Origin of the sequence: Novosphingobium terrae (assembly GCF_017163935.1) — a bacterium.
Lineage (GTDB): Bacteria > Pseudomonadota > Alphaproteobacteria > Sphingomonadales > Sphingomonadaceae > Novosphingobium > Novosphingobium terrae.
In genome coordinates, this window is record NZ_JABVZR010000002.1 from 2,064,240 (window position 1) to 2,081,386 (window position 17,147).

The window sequence follows — 17,147 nt, forward strand, 5'->3', positions numbered from 1 at the left end:
GGTTTCCCTTATTGTGAGCATAAGGGGCGGCAATTGGGTTCAAGCGTTTAGACATGCGTCCATCTCCCTCATGGGTCGATGTAAAAAATTGTAATTGCTGTAAGAAGTTGTTCTTCGATAGGGCTGATGCGCAAATCGGTGGTGGACGGCATCGATCCGGGCGTAGCGGCTTGGCAAAACATCTCTCGCTTGTCTGGCCAGTGCCCAAACATAATGGGCGTCGCCAAGTGCCCCGCATGTTCGGGCAGCATGGGGCAAGCAGTACCGGTGGCCACCGAGGTCTGGCTTGCTCAAGCTGCGATACCACACACAGGGTTGACCGAACGATCCGGCCGGTCCGCCTCTGCTGGGAATGATAGCCTTGTCAAAAGAAGACGACAGGAATGCGCCATGAGCGAAAGCAGCGCGAATGGCCAACCGCCTATGATGTTGCTGCCTTCTTGCGAAGAGGCGTGGCGCGCTTGTCGATCACAACGCGGTCTCGGCCTTCGCGCTTGGCCTGATAGAGCGCGCGGTCGGCAGCGGAGATCAGGGTGGAGCCATCGCGCTCCATCGTTTCTTCCCAGGTGGCGATGCCGAAGGACATGGTGACGGTGCCCAGCGTCTGCCCGCCCCGACTGATCTTGAGTTCACCGATCGATTGCCGAATGGCATCGACCCGGGCCGCCAGTGTGGCGGCGGTGGTGCCGGGGGCGATGATGGTGAACTCTTCGCCGCCGTAGCGACAGATCACATCGCCTTCGCGGAAACGAGACCGCATTTCGGCAGCCACGGTCTGAAGGACGGTATCACCGGCGTCATGGCCGAATTCATCGTTGAAGCGCTTGAAATGGTCGACATCGGCCATGACCACGCTGAGCGGCTGCCCCGAGCGGGACGAACGCGCGATTTCCAGCGCCAGCGTTTCCTCCATATAGCGGCGGTTGAACAGGCTGGTGAGCGGATCGCGAATGGTCTGTTCGCGCAGCCCCCGCTGCAGGCGATGGTTGACCAGCGCCGAGGCAATGTTCTCGCTCAGCACGGTCAGGCGGAAGCGGCTTTCGGCCTCTACCACGCCTTTGAGATAGAGCACGCCGATGACCTCACCGCCAGCCAGCAGCGGCTCGCAATGGTAATGGTCGGCTCCGGGGCCGGCGTGGGCGCAGACGATGTCCGATTTGGGCTCGATCACGAAATGGCTCTGGCCGCGCCGCAGGGCCCAGCACTGATCCGGTGCGAAACCGGACTCTTCCACGGTGATGCCGCCCCAGGCCGCGATGGGGATCAGCAGATTGCGTGAGTTGTTGTGAGCGAAGAGCGCGCCGGGCATGTCGGCCAGCACGCGTGGCACGAAGACATGGATGATCGCGGCCAGCTCCTCATCGGTGCGTGCCGCCTGCATACGATGCGCCATGCCGCCCAGCAGCTCGATCACCTCGCCGCGTTCGCGCAGGATTTCAGCATTGTGGCTGAGTTCCAGATGAGCGTGACGCAGCCGTTCCTGGCTGTCGACCTGATCGGCCACGGCGGATGCCAGTTCCCCGACCATGGTGTTGTATCCTTTGGCCAGTTGCTCGAACTCCAGCGATTCCATGGACATGTCGATGCGGGCGTCCCGGTCGCCCGAGCCCAGCTGCTCCATCACCGTCATCATGGCGCCCACCGGCTTGCGGATGCGGCGGACGAGCGAGGCCGCGATCAGGCCGATCAGCACCAGCGTGACGGGCGTGACCAGCGCCACGATCCAGGCGATGGTATGGAGCCGGTTTCTTGCCGCCTGCATGCGGGCATCGGACAGGTCTCGCTCATCCTCCAGGAAATCCCTGATCCGCGCCTTGATCAGTTGCATCTGAAAGCGACCTTGCCCGGTGGCGGCGAGCGCGCGCGCTCCGGCAACATTGTTGGCGCGGGCCATGGTCATGCCCTGCGACAGATTGGCGACCCTTTGTTCGACAAGGATGCGGATTTCTTTTGCCCGCGCATTTTGCCTTCGGTTGTCAGGCGTGAGGTTGGCAAGCTGTGTGGCGCCTTGCCGTGCAGCGGTGATTTCTTCATCGAGAATTGCGACAAAGGCTGGATCATGCGTCAACACGAAGCCGCGTTGCGCGGATTCAGCGCCATCGAGGCGAGCGATCGTTTGATTGGCCGCTTTGAGCACTTCGGAGGAATGGGCGACCCAGTCCAGGCTGGCGTTCATCTGCATCGACTGGCTGAGCAGGACGCCGGCGAGCAGTGTCAGCAACCCGCCAAGGATGCTGCACAGCACGACGATCCGACGGGTCAGCGATCCGGGCACGGAACACTCCTGAACGCAGTGGTTGCCTGCTATGCGCCGATCATCTTAACGCTTCTCGCGAGGGCATATGGGGATTCCCGATGGTACGCGTCCTGACCGCTTTTGAACTGCGCCGGGTTTGTCGGAGGCTGTCTGGTTCAAGTTAGCCAGCCATGGAGCGTCGTCCGGCATGGCGTAATGGAGTTGTTCGGCCTCGGCAGGTGGTATGTCGCCGATGGGCTCAAGCAGGCGGCGGTGGTTGAACCAGTCCACCCATTCCAGCGTGGCAAATTCGACGGCTTCGAAGAGTCTCCATGGGCCGCTCCGGTTGATCCCCTCGGCCTTGTAGAGGCCGGTGATGGTGCCCGGCGCCTTGGCTCAGGCAACCAGTGCCTCCACCAAGGCGCTTTCCGCCACATTGACCCGCGCAGTATGGACACCGAAACCGGCCTCGCTCAGCACTTTGGCTGCGGCCTCGGCGTTTTCACGGTGCAGGTCTGCGATCAACAACTCCTTCCCTGCGCTCACACTGTGGGCGCTGGTCCGATCAGCACGGCAACATCAGCCATGGGCATCGGCTTCCTCGAAGACCTTGCGGACGATGGTCAGCGCCGAGGCGGCGGTCGGCCAGCCGGCATAGAAGGCCAGATGGGTGATCATCTCGATGATCTCGTCGCGCGTCACACCATTGGCCAGCGCCTTTTCCAGATGAAAGGGCATTTCATTGAGACGATAGTGCGAGATCAGGCTGGCCACGGTGATCATGCTGCGATCACGCGGGGACAGGCCCGGGCGTTGCCAGACATCGTCGAACAGCACCCTGTTGCTGATGTCGGTCAGGTGAGGGGCAAGGTCGCCCCAGGGGGCTCGCATCGGGGGATTGGTATCAGCCATGATCGACAGCTCCTTCTTGCGGAAGCTTCTAGGCGGAGGCGCGGATCGACATTAGAGCGTATAATCTGCAAGCGGCTGTGAGCTGGATTCAACAATGGCACGGAACAATCTGAACGATCTTCTCGCCTTCCGCGCCGTGGCGGTGGAGCGCAGCTTTACCCGCGCGGCGGCGCAGATGGGCGTCTCCACCTCGGCGCTCAGCCATGCGATCCGGGGGCTGGAGGAGAGGCTGGGCATCCGCCTGCTCAACCGCACCACGCGCAAGGTGGTGCCCACCGAGGCGGGCGAGCGCCTGCTGAACACCGTGGGCGCCCTGTTCGATGGGGTGGAGGCCGAACTCGCCAGCCTGAGCGATCTGCGCGACAAGCCCTCCGGCATGATCCGCATCACCACCAGCGCTCATGCGGCGCGCACCATTCTGGAACCGGCGCTGATCCCGCTGCTGGGGCAATACCCCGATCTGAAGGTGGAACTGAGCGCGGACGCCGGTTTCGTGGACATCGTCGCCGAAAGGTTCGATGCCGGGGTGAGGCTGGGCGAAACCGTGGCGCAGGATATGATCGCCGTGCCCATCGGCCCGGATATGCGGATGGCCGCTGCGGCCTCGCCCGCCTATCTCGCCCGGCATGCCGTGCCTCTGGTGCCGCATGATCTGGCGCGTCACAATTGCATCAACCTGCGCTTTCCCACCTATGGCGGCCTCTATGCCTGGGAGTTCGAGAAGGACGGGCGCGCGCTCAATGTGCGGGTCGATGGGCAGATGATCGTCAATGACACGGTGCTGGCGCTTCAGGCCGCGATGGACGGGCTGGGCATCGCCTATATCACCGAGGATCAGGTGCTGCCGCTGATTGCGCAGGGCCGGCTGGTGCGCGTGCTGGAGGATTGGTGCCCACCCTTTCCGGGCTATCACCTCTATTACCCCAGCCGGCGGCAGCATTCCTCGGGCTTTGCGGTGCTGATCGAGGCGCTGCGCTACCGCGCCTGAGGTCCGTCAGGCCTCTCGCCAGCGCTTGATGGCCTCGCTGACCTTGAGGCCCAGATCGGGGCTGCGGTTGCGACTTTTGTAGGGGATTGGCTGGCCTCCAGAATGGGCACGCCATTGTGGATGTCCTGCGCCAGCCAGCCGATATAGGCGCGGCTTTGTTCCGTGAATTGCCGCTGTTCTTCGGCATTGAGTTCGATCAGCCATGAATAGCCGAACGCCCCGTGATCGCAGGCCGCATCGAGGAACAGCCTGCCTTCCTCTTCCAGCAGGAACCAGCTTTGGGGCTCATGATCCATGACGTGCACAGGCTGCTCCTCGGGCAGGGATCGCAAGAGACCCCTCGTTCGCTGATGCATTGGGACGGGACAGGCGTCGTTTCAATCACCTTGTTGCACAGTTCAATCGGGCGCGGCAGCGCTTCTGGTGAAAGAGTCCGCGAGGCATAGGCTGACGATAAACTTGCGGCATGGAAGAGGGGTGGATGAAAAAGGCAGGCTTGTTGCTGGCTGCGGCGCTTTTGACGGGCGCGGCGGACCAGACCCCCGATCATGTCGTGGCCACGAAGAGCGGTCTGGTGCAGGGCGCGCCCAGCCTGCGCGATCCGGCGATCACCGTGTTCAAGGGCATTCCCTATGCCGCGCCGCCGGTGGGCGATCTGCGTTTCCGGCCGCCCGCGCCGGTCGCCGCGTGGCAAGGCGTGCGCAAGGCCGAGCATTTCGGCGCGATCTGCCCCCAGCCGCGCGAGCCCTTCGGCCCGCCACCCCCGGCCATGAGCGAGGATTGCCTGACGCTTAACGTCTGGAGCGGGGCGAAGCAGGCCGGTGAAAAACGCCCGGTGCTGGTGTGGATCTATGGCGGCGGTTTTCTCAACGGTTCGGGCTCCAACCCCAGCTTCGATGGCGAAGGGCTGGCGAAGAAGGGCGTGGTCGTCGTCACCTTCAACTATCGCGGCGGGGCGCTTGGCTTTCTGGCGACGCCCGAACTCAGCCGGGAATCGGGCCATGGCTCGGGCAATTACGGGCTGCTGGACGATATTGCCGCGCTGCGCTGGGTGCAGGCCAACATCGGTGCTTTCGGGGGCGATCCGGCGCGCGTGACCATCGCCGGGCAATCGGCGGGGGCCGGGTCGGTGGGCTTTATGGCACTCTCGCCGCTGGCCAGAGGGCTGTTTCAGCGCGCCATTCAGGAGAGCCATGCCCGCACCCCGCGCGATCCCGATCTGCGCTTCCTCTCCGTCTCGCACCGCCTGCTGCCCAAGGCCGAGGCGGACGGGCAGGACTATGCCGCGCAGCATGGCGCGCACAGCCTGACGGAATTGCGCGCCATGCCGTGGGAAAAGCTGATCGAGGGCAGCGCCCGGGTCGATCAGGATGTGCAGACCGGCTCCACCGCGCGTCCGCCCTATTTCCGCCCGGTGATCGACGGCTATGTCCTGCCGCGCAACTACAGTGCCACCATGGCCGCGCGGGCGCAGAACAATGTGCTGGTGGTGGCGGGCAACAACGCCGATGAAACCGGCGCCGTGCCGGAAACCGCCTTTGCCGCGCTGCGCGGCGCGAAGAGCCGCCCTCCGGCGGGCAATCCGCAGGTCAATCTGACGCTGGCCGACTTTCAGGCCTATGCCAGCAGCAAATTCGGCCCGATGGCCGCCGAGTTCCTGAAACTCTATCCGGCCACCACCGATGACGAAGCGGCGCGCGCCAGCAATGATGCCGCCCATGATGCCAACCGCATCTCGACATGGTTGTGGGCCAGCGAATGGACGAAAGGCACCGACAAGGGCGTCTACACCTATTTCTGGACACACGCGCCCCCCGGGCCCGATGCCGCCCTGCGCGGCGCCTATCACGGGGCGGAGATCAACTATGCGCTGGGCACGCTCTATGCCGTGGACCGCCCCTGGACCGCTCAGGACCGCGCCATTGCCGATCGCATGTCCTCCTATTGGGCCAACATCATCACCCATGGCGATCCCAACGGACCGGGCCTGCCGCTCTGGCCGCGCTATGACGGCAAGCGTCAGGCGGTGATGAGCCTTGGGGATCAATGGCGGATGATCCCGATCGCCACGCCGCAGTGCGTGGCTTTCTGGACGCGCTTCTATGCCACGCAGGATGCGTGGTGAAAGGTGAGATGATGAGAATGCCCCGCATGAAATCCTTGTTGCCTCTGGCGCTTGGCTTGGCCTCGGCTTGGGCCGCGCCGGTATCGGCGGCTGACAATCCCTATTGGGAGGAGATGACCGGCGCCGATTTCGCGCGCGCGCTCAAACAGGCGCAGGGCACCTGCGTGCTGCCGATGGGCAGCGTGGAAAAATTCGGTCCGGCAGGCCCCATGGGCACCAACCTCCTCATGGCGCGCGCCATTGCGGGCGAGGCGGCGAAGAAGGATTTCGTGGTGATCTTCCCCGCCTATTATGTGGCGGAAACCACCGATGTCTCCAACCATCTGGGCACCATCAACTACAGCCCCAAGCTGCAACTGGCGATGCTTGAGGAAACCGTGGCCGAGATGGGGCGCAATGGCTGCACAAAGGTCATCCTCTCGAACGGCCATTCCAGCAATATGGGGCTGATCCAGTGGTTTATCCAATCCACCTTGCATGAGCCGCATCCCTACAGCGTCTATGCCACCTATCCCGCGCCGCCGCGCATGTCGCCGCCCACGCCGGAAAGCGCGAAGCTGCCCGCCGCGATGCAGCCCTCCCAACCCGACGCCGACGGCCATGGCGGTGAGGAGCGCGTGGCGCTGATGATGGCGATCCGCCCCGATCTGGTCCATCCCGAGCGCGGTCATGACGATCCGGTGGTGCCCGAGGGTGCGATCCATCTGCCGCTGCCGCCCGGCGTGCTGGCCGCGCCCAGCCGCTTTATCGAGGCACCGACCTCCTACCTCGGCGATGCCAGCGGCGCCACGGCGGCGCGCGGCAAGGCGCTGCTGGCCTATGCCACGGATCGTCTGGTCACGGTGATCCGCGCCGTGAAGGCTGACAGCACCATCCCTCAGGCGGAACAGGCCTTTGCCGCGCAGCGGCCCCATCCGCGCTGAAGCCGGGCGCCGCTGATGAAGATCCTGCTGGCCGAGGATGACGGACCGCTCGCCACAAGGCTGGTGCGCGTGCTGCATGGCGAGAATTTTGCCGTCGATGTGGCGGCCACCGGGCCCGATGCCCATCATCTCGGCGTCACGGCCTCCTATGATTGCTGCGTGCTGGACATCGGCCTGCCCCAGATGGACGGGCTGGAGGTGCTGGCCGCATGGCGCGGCGCCGGGCGCGAAATGCCGGTGCTGATGCTGACGGTGCGCGATGCGTGGCTTGACAAGGCGGCGGCCTATCGCGCGGGGGCCGACGATTATCTCACCAAGCCCTTCCTGCCTCAGGAGCTGGTCGCGCGGTTGCGGGCTCTGGCCCGCCGTGCCCATGGCCAGCGTTCGACACCGGTCTGTTGCGGTGATCTCACCTACAGCCCCACCACCGGCGATTTCCGTCTGGCCGGGGAGCCCCTGCGGCTGACGGCCTATGAAAGCCGCATTCTGGCCCGGTTGATGCAGCATCCCGAAAGCATCGTCGGGCGCGAGGCGCTGTTTGAAAGCGTCTATGAATTCAACGCCGAAGTGCCGGTCAATTCGCTGGAGGTGCTGATCGGGCGGTTGCGGCGCAAGATCGGCGCCAGCAAGATCGAGACCCTGCGCGGGCAGGGCTACCGCCTCACGGCGGGTATCGGCGCATGATCCGTCCGCTCTCGCTGCATCTGCGGCTGGGGCTGATGTCGGTGCTGATGGTCTGCGCCACGCTGTGGGTGACGACCTGGCTGCTGGCCAATCTGGTGACCACGGTGCTCAGCGACAATATGGACATTCCGCTGGATGCGCAGATCCGCACCCTGCGCCATGCCATCGGGCCGGACGGTCGTCTCGACACCGCCAGCCTGTCCTGGGATCTGCAGCATCCCGCAACGGGCTGGGGTTGGGAGGTGGTGACGCCGCAGGGGCGCTGGGAGCGCAGCCTGCCGCGTCCGGTGCTGGAATATCCCGTGCCGCTGATCCATCCGGTCGACGGCATCTACAGCGGTCGCGATGCGGCCACGAAGGGGCTGGTGCTACACGCCCGGCGGATGGATTTGTCAGGCAGCATGGCGGGAGGGCGTGTGCTGGTGGTCTCGCCCGAGGCGCTGATCCAGCAGCCGCTGGACCGGGTGGCGCAGGAGATCCACAAATTTGCCGGTCTCGGGCTGGCGGTGCTGCTGCTGGCCTGCTGGGTGCAGATCGGCGTGGGGCTGCGGCCCTTGCGGCAATTGGGCGGGGCCATCGCCCGCATCCGCAGCGGCGAGGCGCAATCGCTGCCCGCGCGCCAGCCCGCCGAACTGGCGCCGCTGGCTCAGGAAATCAACGCGCTGATCGCCCGCAATGAGCGGGGGCTGGAAACCGCGCGGCGCAATGCCGCCAATCTGGCGCATGCGGTCAAGACGCCGCTCTCCACGCTGATGCTGCAGCTGGAGCAGGAGCAGGCCAGCGCCGAGGCCCGGGCGCTGGTCGCCCATGTTTCGGAGCGGGTGGCGCATCATCTGCGCCGGGCGCGCAGCGCGGCGGTGGGGCTGGGCGGGCGGCCCCGCGCCGATGTGCATGAGGCGGTGGAGGCGCTGCGCCCGGTGCTCGCCTCGCTGGGGCGGGGCGGCGGGGCCGACCGGCTGCTCCATATCGAGAACCGCGTGATGCCCCCATGCCCGGTCGCGGTGGATGCCGAGGATCTGAGCGAGATGCTGGGCAATCTGCTGGAGAATGCCTGCCGCTATGCCCGCTCCCATATCAGTGTGGAGGCCGGGGAGGATGGCCGCTGGCTGGTGCTTGATGTCAGCGATGACGGGCCGGGCATTCCGCCCGCCGGGCTGGAAACCGTGCTGCAACCGGGGGTGCGGCTGGATGAGGTGAGCGAAGGCTATGGCCTCGGTCTGGCGATCACCCGCGAACTGGCTGAAATGTATGAGGGCACGCTGACCCTCGGCCCGGCCTCGGCACGGGGCGGGCTGAAGGCCAGTCTGAAACTGCCCCGCTGACCGCTGCGCCGGACTTATCGCCGCAACCCTGAAACCGAGCGCCCCCGTTTAGGCTGCATTTCGTTTGGCCTTGCTAGGCCGCCTCCATCGACGGCGTGCGAGAGGCAGCCGTCGCCGCAGCGCGGCCATGGCCGCCCGACAAGAAGAACAAGAGGGAGGGGACCAATCATGAAACGCATGTCATGCCTAGCGCTGGGGCTCGGCCCGGTGATCGCGGCGGCGCTGGTGCCGGCTCTGGCCGTGGCCCAGCAGGCCGCGCCGGGCGATGCCGCCACGGCCAGCGCTGGCGATATCGTGGTGACGGCGCTGCGCCGTTCGGATTCGCTGCTCAAGACGCCGGCGGCGATCACCGCGCTGAAGGGCGATGATCTCAAGACGCAGGGCGTCAACAATCTGGCCGATGTGCAGAATGTGGCGCCGGGGCTCGCCGTGGCGGGCGGGCGCGACGGCTTGCAGATCGCCATTCGCGGCGTGACCACCACCGACACCTCCTCCAAGGGCGAGCAGGACATCGCCTTCTCGGTGGATGGCATGAACATCGGGCGCGGCAAGGCGCGCAGCGGCGCCTTCTTCGACATCGACCGCGTGGAGGTGCTGCGCGGCCCGCAGGGCACGCTCTATGGCCGCAGCTCGACCGGCGGCGCGGTCAATGTCATCACCAACAAGCCGACCTTCGATGGCATCCATGGCTATGCCAAGGTGGAATACGGCAATTACGATGCCAAGCGGATCGAGGCGGCGCTCAATGTGCCGCTGTCCGATACGCTGGCGGTGCGTGTGTCCGGCGCGGCCAATGATCGCGACGGCTATTCCAAACCGATCCCCTACACCACCACCTACAATGGCAAGAGCTACAGCTTCGATCCAAGCGAGGCGCGTGCTCGCAACGATCAGAAGGATGCCACGGGCCGTTTTTCGCTGCTCTACAAGCCCAGCGAGAACGGCAGCCTGCGTTTGACCGCCACCATCGGCCATCAGGGCGGCGCGGGCAGCGCTCCGGCTCTGGAGACCCAGCTGGCCGCCAACCACAGCAGCGGCTCTGCCGGTCTTGGCATTCTCACCAATCCGGTGCCGGCCTTCCTCGACAACAATTTCCAGCTTTATGATGCGGCGCTCAACTGGAAATTCGGCGCGGTGCAGCTCGATGTGCTGGGGTCGTATCAGCATATGGCTTTCCGCCAGCAGGCGCCCAGCGTGCAGGATGTGGGCGCCAATGGTGCCATGTCGATCAATCCGGTGTTCGGCGCCAACTCCTTCGGGCCCGCGTTCCAGTTCTATTACCAGCAGGATCGGGTGAAGACCACGCAGGGTGAGGTGCGCCTGTCCAACGCGGAAACCGGCCGCATCGATTATGTTGCGGGCATCAATTACTACAAGGAAATCGCCGGAGAAAACGGCCAGAGCTGGAATGCGCTGATTGATCAGCCGCTCAACACCGGCAGCTATGTGTTTGAATCCGGGCCAGTCAACATCACCACGCACAAGGCCTATGGCATCTTCGGCCAGGCGACCTTCCATGCCACCGACAGCCTCAGCTTTGTTGGCGGCCTGCGCTACACCCATGATGAGATCGACCGCATCGGCACCTTCACCCTGCCGTTCGATTTCAGCACCACGCCGCCCGGTACCATCGCCGACACCAATGGCAATCCGGTCTGCCATTATCCCGATGTCTGCAAAGGTCCCGCCGCCAATGGCAGCGCGCGCGACAATAAGGTGACATGGCGCGTGGGCATCAACTGGCAGGCCAGCCCGGCCCATCTGTTCTATGGCTCGATCGCCACCGGCTTCAAGGCGGGCGGCTTCAACGATTACGATCCCTCGACCGGCGGCGTGGCAGGCTATCAGCCCGAACAGCTGACCGCCTATGAGCTGGGCTACAAGGGCCGCCCGCTGGCGGGGCTCACCCTGTCCAGCTCCCTGTTCTTCTATGATTTTTCGAAGATGCAGGTGAACAGCGGCGCCGATTTCCCCAATGGCACCTATGCGCTTTATACCTCCACCACGCCGACCGAAATCTATGGCTGGGAGAATGAGTTCGCCTATAAATTGGCGCGGGAAACCACCCTGTCGGGCTCCTTCTCGCTGATGGGGTCGAAGTTCAGGAACTATCAGGCGGGCATGTATGCCTTCACCGGCCAGCCGATCGACTTTTCCGGCAAGCCGCTGGATCTGGCGCCCGGCGTGGTGATCACCGCCGCGCTGGTCCATGCCTTCGATCTGCCCAATGAGGCGAAGCTGCGTCTGCGCCTCGCCAGCAAATATTCGGGCGCCTATTACCTTTCCGACTATGCCGATGGCGTGCGCTATCGCCAGAGCGGCTACACCCGCAGCGATCTGAGCATGACCTATGAGCCACGCGGCGCGGCATGGTCGGTGCAGGGCTTTGTCGAGAATCTGGAGAACAAGGTCCAGCGCACCAGCATGCTGGGCTATGCCAACAGCGGCGCGGCCTATGGCGGCACCAACACGATGATCCCGGCCAACATGCCTGCCAACAATCTGGCCTTCTACACCACCACGCCGCGTTTCTACGGCGTGCGGCTGAATGTGAAGTTCTGACAGCGTTTAGCGGGCCCGGCGCTTGAGGGCGCGGGGCCCGCTCATCAAACAGGGTAAAAGTCTGACCATGATGCAGCAATTGCGCTGGATTCACCGGATGGTGACCGTGCCGATCGTGCTTTTCACCCTGTTTCTGGCGGTGACGGGGATCATCATTCAGGTGATCGATCTGGATGTGATCCTCACCCATGCTCCGGCGGACAATGTGAATGTCCGCTCAATGCGCGAGGCGTTTGACGGGCCGGGGGCCTATCAGGTCCGCCATACGCAGGATTATCTGGCGCCCGCGCTGCCATCAGGCTTCGCTTATAGTGATGCGCTGGCGCGCAACCTGCCGGTGTTGCGCAAGGCAGCGGCGGGGGCTCCCTTCAGCTTCCTTGAATTTCGCATGGCCGACGGCCACCCCGTTGCCGTCGCCGGTGTGGGGGAAGGGCATATCGCCGTCGATGCCGCCAGCGCGACGGTGACGGCGCAGACCGGCAAGGATGAGGTGGAATCGCAATCGCCCGACTCCCAGCGCAACGACTGGAAACACCTCCACCGCATGACCAGCTTCGGCGATGGGGCACTGATCATCAATGTGCTGGTTTCGGCAGGGTTGCTGACGCTGATCGTCACCGGCCTGTGGATCTATGTGACGCTTGCCAAGCAGCGCCGGAAGATCAAAAAGCCGATCCTCTACTGGAGCGCGGGCGGCACATGGCGCGCGCTGCATCGCACGGTCTCGCTCTTTGCCGCCGTATGGCTGGTGGTGGTGACGCTGAGCGGCGCCTGGTTGGCGGTGGAGAGCCTTGGGCTGGCCATCAACATGCATAGGCATCCGCCGGGGCCGCGCAAAGCGCCTCCGCCGCCCACGCCGCTCACCGATGCCGAATTTCCTGCCATGCTGAAAGCCACGCTGGCCGCCGCCAACCGCGATGCCCCCGGCGAGGCGGTGAAGGTGCTGCGTCTGCGCCATTACGGCCCCTATGCGCAGGGCGTGGTGGTGACGGCGGGAGAGGAAAACTCGCGTCAGCTGGTCTACAACACGGCCAATGGCGAAGGGCTGAGCGAGAGCGAGCCCGGCTATCCCCCCGTGCCCTTTCCCTTCGGCTGGCAGGCGCATCAGACCGCCAAGAGCATCCATCGCGGCGACTGGTTCGGCATGACCGGTCGCTGGGCCGATCTGCTGGCGGGTCTGGCCATGGCCTATCTCTCGCTCTCGGGCATCGTGATGTATGTCACCATGTGGCGCAAGCGGGCCGATGGCGGGCGCAAGGCCCTGTTCTGGAAATGATTGTCAGGAGTTTACCGATGCGTAGCCTGTTTCTGCCGCTGGCCTTGCTGGCCGCCCCCGCCATGGCCCAGACGCCCGCCGAGCAGGCGCTGCTCAAGGCCGAGGATGCCCGCTTTCATGCCGAACTGACGCATGATGCCGCCACGCTGGACGCCATGACCGCGTCCGAGGTGACCTATGCCCATTTCAACGGCGCGCTGGAGGATAAGGCGGGGGTGATGAAGGACTTCACCCATATCCCCTTCACCGCCATCGAACCCGCCAACCGCCATGCCCGGCTGCTGGGCGAGACCGGCGTGGTGCGCGGCGAGGTGACGCGCCATCTGCCCGACCGCACGCTGCATGATGCCTATCTGGCCGTCTATGTGCACCGGGCGGGGCGGTGGCAGCTGATCGATTGGGTGTCCTATGCGCCGCAACCGGCGCAAGGCGATGGCGCCAAGGTGCCCTGACCCGCACCATCGCCTTGCGAGGGGTGGCGGTTAATCCTTGCCCTTGCGTGCCATGATCAGCACCGTGTCGAGCCGGCGCCAGACCACGCGCGGATCGGTGAAACCAGCCTCGCGATAAGAGGCCAGATGCTCTTCCAGCGAGGGCACGGTCCAGCCGGGGTGATGGACGGGCGGGCCTTCGGTATGGGCGGCCAGCCCATCGGCAACGGCGGCATCGCGCGCGCCGTGGAGCCGTTTTTCCCATGCATCGCCATCCGAACCGACATGGTCGATGGTGGCCATCCAGCCGCCTTCGGGCAGCATGGCGAAGGCACGCTTGTAGAAGGCCTTGATCCCGGCGCGGTCCTGATGGATCGAGAGCCAGCTGGTCAGCATCACATCCACATCGGCGGGAACGCAGCCCTGGCTGATATCGCGCGAGGGGCAGCCGATGACATAGGACACGCGCTGGCCGTAACGGTCCAGCCGGTTGTGGGCATTGTTGAGATTGCCGTCCACCGGTTCGGTCCACTGGCCCTTGGCCTGCGGGAAATGCGCCATGAAGCCTTCGAGGAACTCGCCGGTGAAGGACCCCACATCGACAATGAAATGCGGCTGCGGCTTGTCTTGCGCAACGATATCGGCGGCCAGACGGCGCGGTTCGGCAAGGCGATCCCCGGCAGGCTCATTGGGGTTGAGGGCCAGAAAGGGCGTGTAAGGCACCAGCCTGGCGGGGGTGACATGGGTCGGGCCATGGGCTGTCTCGGGCTGACGCTGGTCGCTTTGGGCATGGTCTTGCGCTGTTGCCGGGGTGGAGAGGCTGGCACTGCAGAGGGCGGCCAGAAGGATTGCCGAACATTTGCGTCCGGCACGCGGCATGATCATGTAACTCTCCCCAAGTCTGTTTGTTGTGAAGTTGTTCTTTCGCAATATTTGCCGATCATGATGATACGGAGCGAAAGAATGCAGAATTATCCCGCTGCATCTCTAGCACGGAAAGCCAAACGGAAGCTGAATGTGATGAAAAAACATTCAGTCTTGCGAATATTTCGTGGAATTGACGGTTTGCGGAGGGGTTTCTAGAATCGCCGGGTCAAGAGTTTCTTGGCCATGATAAAAATCCATAAGGGAAAGAATAAGACGAAGCCGGGGGGCTTCGCCCCGATTGGGTGTTTGGGAGGATTATGATGAACATGTCGATGCAGCGCATCCCCGCGCTCAAGGCATCCGCGGCTCTGACTTCGATCAGCCTCGCCATCGCGGGTTTCGCGACATTGGCCCAGGCGCAGGCCGCCCCGGCCAAAGACAATGTCGACAATCACGAAATCATCGTGACGGCAACGAAAACCAGCCAGGCCGCCTCCAAAGTGCCTCAGGCGCTGACGGTTCTTTCGGGCGAGACGCTCAAGGAAAAGGGCATCGTCAATGTCACCAATCTGTCGAGCGTGTCGCCGGGGCTGGAAATCGGTTCGGCCTCGCATGGCGTGTCGATTTCGGTGCGCGGCGTGACCACTACCGATGTCACCTCGAAGGGCGAGCAGGATGTCGTCTTCTCGGTGGACGGCATTCCCATCGGTCGCCCGCAGCTCATGGGGCTGGCCTTCTTCGATCTGGAGCGTGTGGAGGTGCTGCGCGGCCCGCAGGGCACGCTCTATGGCAAAAGCGCGACCGGCGGTGCGATCAATGTGATCACCGCCAAGCCCAAACATGATCTGGAAGGATCGGTCTCGGCGGAGCTGGGCAATTACAACACCCGCCGCTTCGAGGGCATGATCAACCTGCCGCTGACCGACGATCTGGCGGTGAGGGCCGCTTTCGCCTCGAACAGCCGCGAGGGCTTTATCAAGCCTGTGCTTGGCAATTACACCGGCGCCAGCACCCAGAACAATCTGGGCGCCGAACAGAACTGGACCGCACGCCTTTCAGGTAAATATGATTTCGCGGGCAATGGCTCTCTGGTTCTGACCGGTACGTTCGGCCATGTCGGCGGGGCGGATGGCAGCAATGATGTGATCTACAGCCGCGTCACCCAGTTGAAGGGCGATAATCGCTTTCAGGTCTATTACAATCCCTTCGCCAATGGCGGCAACAATGACAATTACGCCAACGTCAATGCCGAGCTGAACTTCGATCTCGGCCCGGTCCATGTCGCTTATGACGGCGCCCATCTCTGGTGGCATGGCGAGGACAATATGGACCCCAGCGTCAATGGCGCGCAAGATTCGGGGGCCTACAACTGGTCGCAATACTCGTCGCACATGACCACCGACACGCATGAGGTGCGCCTGTCCAACGCCAACCCCGCCGCGCGTCTGGAATGGCTGCTGGGCGCCAATTACTACCATGAATACAATGATGAATCGGATCTCAACTGGCAGACTCTGGCCGGCACGCCCAAGGATGCCAATGGCAATCCCACCGGCAGCACGGTGTCCTGCCTTGCCGCGCCGACGCAGGCGGGCTGCAACAGCCCCAATCCGCATATTGTCGGCCCCACGGTCCATACGGCCAAGGGCGTGTTCGGGCAGGTCAATTTCCACGCCACGAGCAAGCTGAAGCTGACGGCGGGCCTGCGCTATTCCAGCGATCAAATGGCGCGCTATGCCCTGCTCTCCGCCGGTTCGCCCAACAATGGCGCCGCCTATTGGACCAGCACCAGCGGCGGGGTCTGCGCGCCGCCCTATGCCTGCGTCAGCGCGGCGGAATCCAATCCCGATACCGGGCAGAACACCACGAGCGGCGTAACGTGGCGCGTGGGGGCCGATTACCAGATCACGCCGCGCGCGATGGTCTATGCCTCGGTGGCCACCGGCTACAAGGGCGGCGGCTTCAATGACATCGACCCCGCCGCCAGCACCAAGAAGACGGGCACTTACGGCGCCGAGCATGTCACCGCCTATGAGATCGGCTTCAAGGGGCGGATCACCAGCACGATCAGCTACAACACCAGCGCCTATTACTATGATTACTCCAAATATCAGCTGACCGGCGCGACTTTCCTGGCGCTGCAAAGCATCGGCACGACCGGTGTGGTGATCTACACCTCGCTGGCGCCGGCCACCATGTATGGCTGGGAAAACGAGCTGACATGGCGCCCTTCGAAGAATGACACGTTCGGTGCCTCGCTCTCGCTGGAACGCGCCTTCTTCAACAATGGGCCGAATGCGGCGCGTGTCGGCTTTCTCTATTCCAATCTGCAATATTGGGGCGGCAAGTCGCTGGACCGCGTTCCCGGTATTTCCGGCACGCTGAGCTGGGATCACCGCTGGGAGATGAAGAATGGCGGTCTGGTCAAGCTGGGCGTGAACAGCAAGATTTCGGGCGGCTATTGGCTCAGCGATCTGGCGGGCACGGGCAATCCCTTCAGCGGGGTCTATGCCGATGGTTCCTATCCCAAACAATATCGTCAGGGTGCCTATACCCGCAGCGATGTGACGCTGGGCTACACCATGCCCAACGGCAAGGTGACGCTTGAGGGCTATGTCCGCAATCTGGAAAACACCGTGCAGATGCAGAACGCGCCCAGCACGGCGCAGCCCGGCTGGGGGCCCGACGGCCAATGGGTGCGTGTCAACCTGCCGCGCACCTTCGGAGCCCGTCTGACGGTCAAATATTGATGGATCTGGCCGGACGGACCCGGTCATGATGTCGGCCTCGTTTTCTCCCGGCGCCGACCGAACCTGCGGGG

General features: G+C 64.0%; 14 protein-coding genes and 1 pseudogene. 9 read left to right on the plus strand and 6 right to left on the minus strand.

All coding sequences use genetic code 11. From position 1 onward, the window contains the following. Positions 1-421 precede the first annotated feature (421 nt). From HGK27_RS26995 to HGK27_RS27005, 4 genes and pseudogenes are all read right to left on the minus strand, one after another. Positions 422-2,275 (minus strand): sensor domain-containing diguanylate cyclase, encoded by a 1,854-nt coding sequence (locus HGK27_RS26995; RefSeq protein WP_241127527.1) that lies wholly within the window; start codon positions 2,273-2,275, stop codon positions 422-424. Between the two features lie 45 nt (positions 2,276-2,320). Further along, a pseudogene (locus HGK27_RS31210) lies at positions 2,321-2,617 on the minus strand (hypothetical protein); the annotation flags it as partial. Positions 2,618-2,632: 15 nt separating this feature from the next. Beyond that, positions 2,633-2,761: a hypothetical protein gene (locus HGK27_RS31335; protein WP_274617186.1), complete on the minus strand. Its 129-nt coding sequence runs from the start codon at positions 2,759-2,761 to the stop codon at positions 2,633-2,635. 54 nt (positions 2,762-2,815) lie between these two features. Next, entirely contained in the window at positions 2,816-3,148 is a 333-nt protein-coding gene (locus HGK27_RS27005) for a carboxymuconolactone decarboxylase family protein (RefSeq protein WP_206243897.1), read from the minus strand. 94 nt (positions 3,149-3,242) lie between these two features. Here HGK27_RS27005 and HGK27_RS27010 point away from each other — a divergent pair, with 94 nt between their 5' ends. Next, positions 3,243-4,136 carry a LysR family transcriptional regulator gene (locus HGK27_RS27010; RefSeq protein WP_206243898.1) on the plus strand — a complete coding sequence of 298 codons (894 nt, stop codon included), beginning with the start codon at positions 3,243-3,245 and terminating at the stop codon, positions 4,134-4,136. On the opposite strand, the gene HGK27_RS27015 is transcribed toward HGK27_RS27010, so the two are convergent. Further along, complete coding sequence (locus HGK27_RS27015) at positions 4,124-4,432, minus strand: hypothetical protein (RefSeq protein ID WP_206243899.1); 309 nt, start codon at positions 4,430-4,432, stop codon at positions 4,124-4,126. The genes HGK27_RS27010 and HGK27_RS27015 overlap by 13 nt on opposite strands. Before the next feature lie 185 nt (positions 4,433-4,617). Between HGK27_RS27015 and HGK27_RS27020 the strand changes: the two genes are divergently transcribed. From HGK27_RS27020 to HGK27_RS27050, 7 genes are all read left to right on the plus strand, one after another. Next, entirely contained in the window at positions 4,618-6,261 is a 1,644-nt protein-coding gene (locus tag HGK27_RS27020; protein WP_241127529.1) for a carboxylesterase/lipase family protein, read from the plus strand. A gap of 26 nt (positions 6,262-6,287) precedes the next feature. Next, positions 6,288-7,184 (plus strand): creatininase family protein, encoded by an 897-nt coding sequence (locus HGK27_RS27025; RefSeq protein ID WP_206243901.1) that lies wholly within the window; start codon positions 6,288-6,290, stop codon positions 7,182-7,184. 15 nt (positions 7,185-7,199) lie between these two features. Beyond that, complete coding sequence (locus HGK27_RS27030) at positions 7,200-7,868, plus strand: response regulator (RefSeq protein WP_206243902.1); 669 nt, start codon at positions 7,200-7,202, stop codon at positions 7,866-7,868. After that, a complete protein-coding gene (locus HGK27_RS27035; RefSeq protein WP_206243903.1) occupies positions 7,865-9,190 on the plus strand; it encodes a sensor histidine kinase in 1,326 nt (441 codons plus the stop codon). Before HGK27_RS27030 ends, HGK27_RS27035 begins: the two co-directional genes overlap by 4 nt. A 168-nt stretch (positions 9,191-9,358) precedes the next feature. Next, a complete protein-coding gene (locus tag HGK27_RS27040) occupies positions 9,359-11,752 on the plus strand; it encodes a TonB-dependent receptor (RefSeq protein ID WP_206243904.1) in 2,394 nt (797 codons plus the stop codon). A gap of 67 nt (positions 11,753-11,819) precedes the next feature. After that, positions 11,820-13,028: a PepSY-associated TM helix domain-containing protein gene (locus HGK27_RS27045; protein ID WP_206243905.1), complete on the plus strand. Its 1,209-nt coding sequence runs from the start codon at positions 11,820-11,822 to the stop codon at positions 13,026-13,028. Between the two features lie 17 nt (positions 13,029-13,045). Further along, the gene (locus tag HGK27_RS27050; RefSeq protein WP_206243906.1) at positions 13,046-13,480 is read left to right on the plus strand and encodes a nuclear transport factor 2 family protein; all 435 of its coding nucleotides are present in this window, start codon (positions 13,046-13,048) and stop codon (positions 13,478-13,480) included. A gap of 30 nt (positions 13,481-13,510) precedes the next feature. Here the strand turns inward: HGK27_RS27050 and HGK27_RS27055 are convergent, their stop codons facing one another. Then, entirely contained in the window at positions 13,511-14,344 is an 834-nt protein-coding gene (locus tag HGK27_RS27055) for a hypothetical protein (protein WP_206243907.1), read from the minus strand. 308 nt (positions 14,345-14,652) lie between these two features. On the opposite strand from HGK27_RS27055, the gene HGK27_RS27060 reads away from it, so the two are divergent. Continuing rightward, positions 14,653-17,076 (plus strand): TonB-dependent receptor, encoded by a 2,424-nt coding sequence (locus HGK27_RS27060; RefSeq protein ID WP_206243908.1) that lies wholly within the window; start codon positions 14,653-14,655, stop codon positions 17,074-17,076. Positions 17,077-17,147 lie beyond the last annotated feature (71 nt).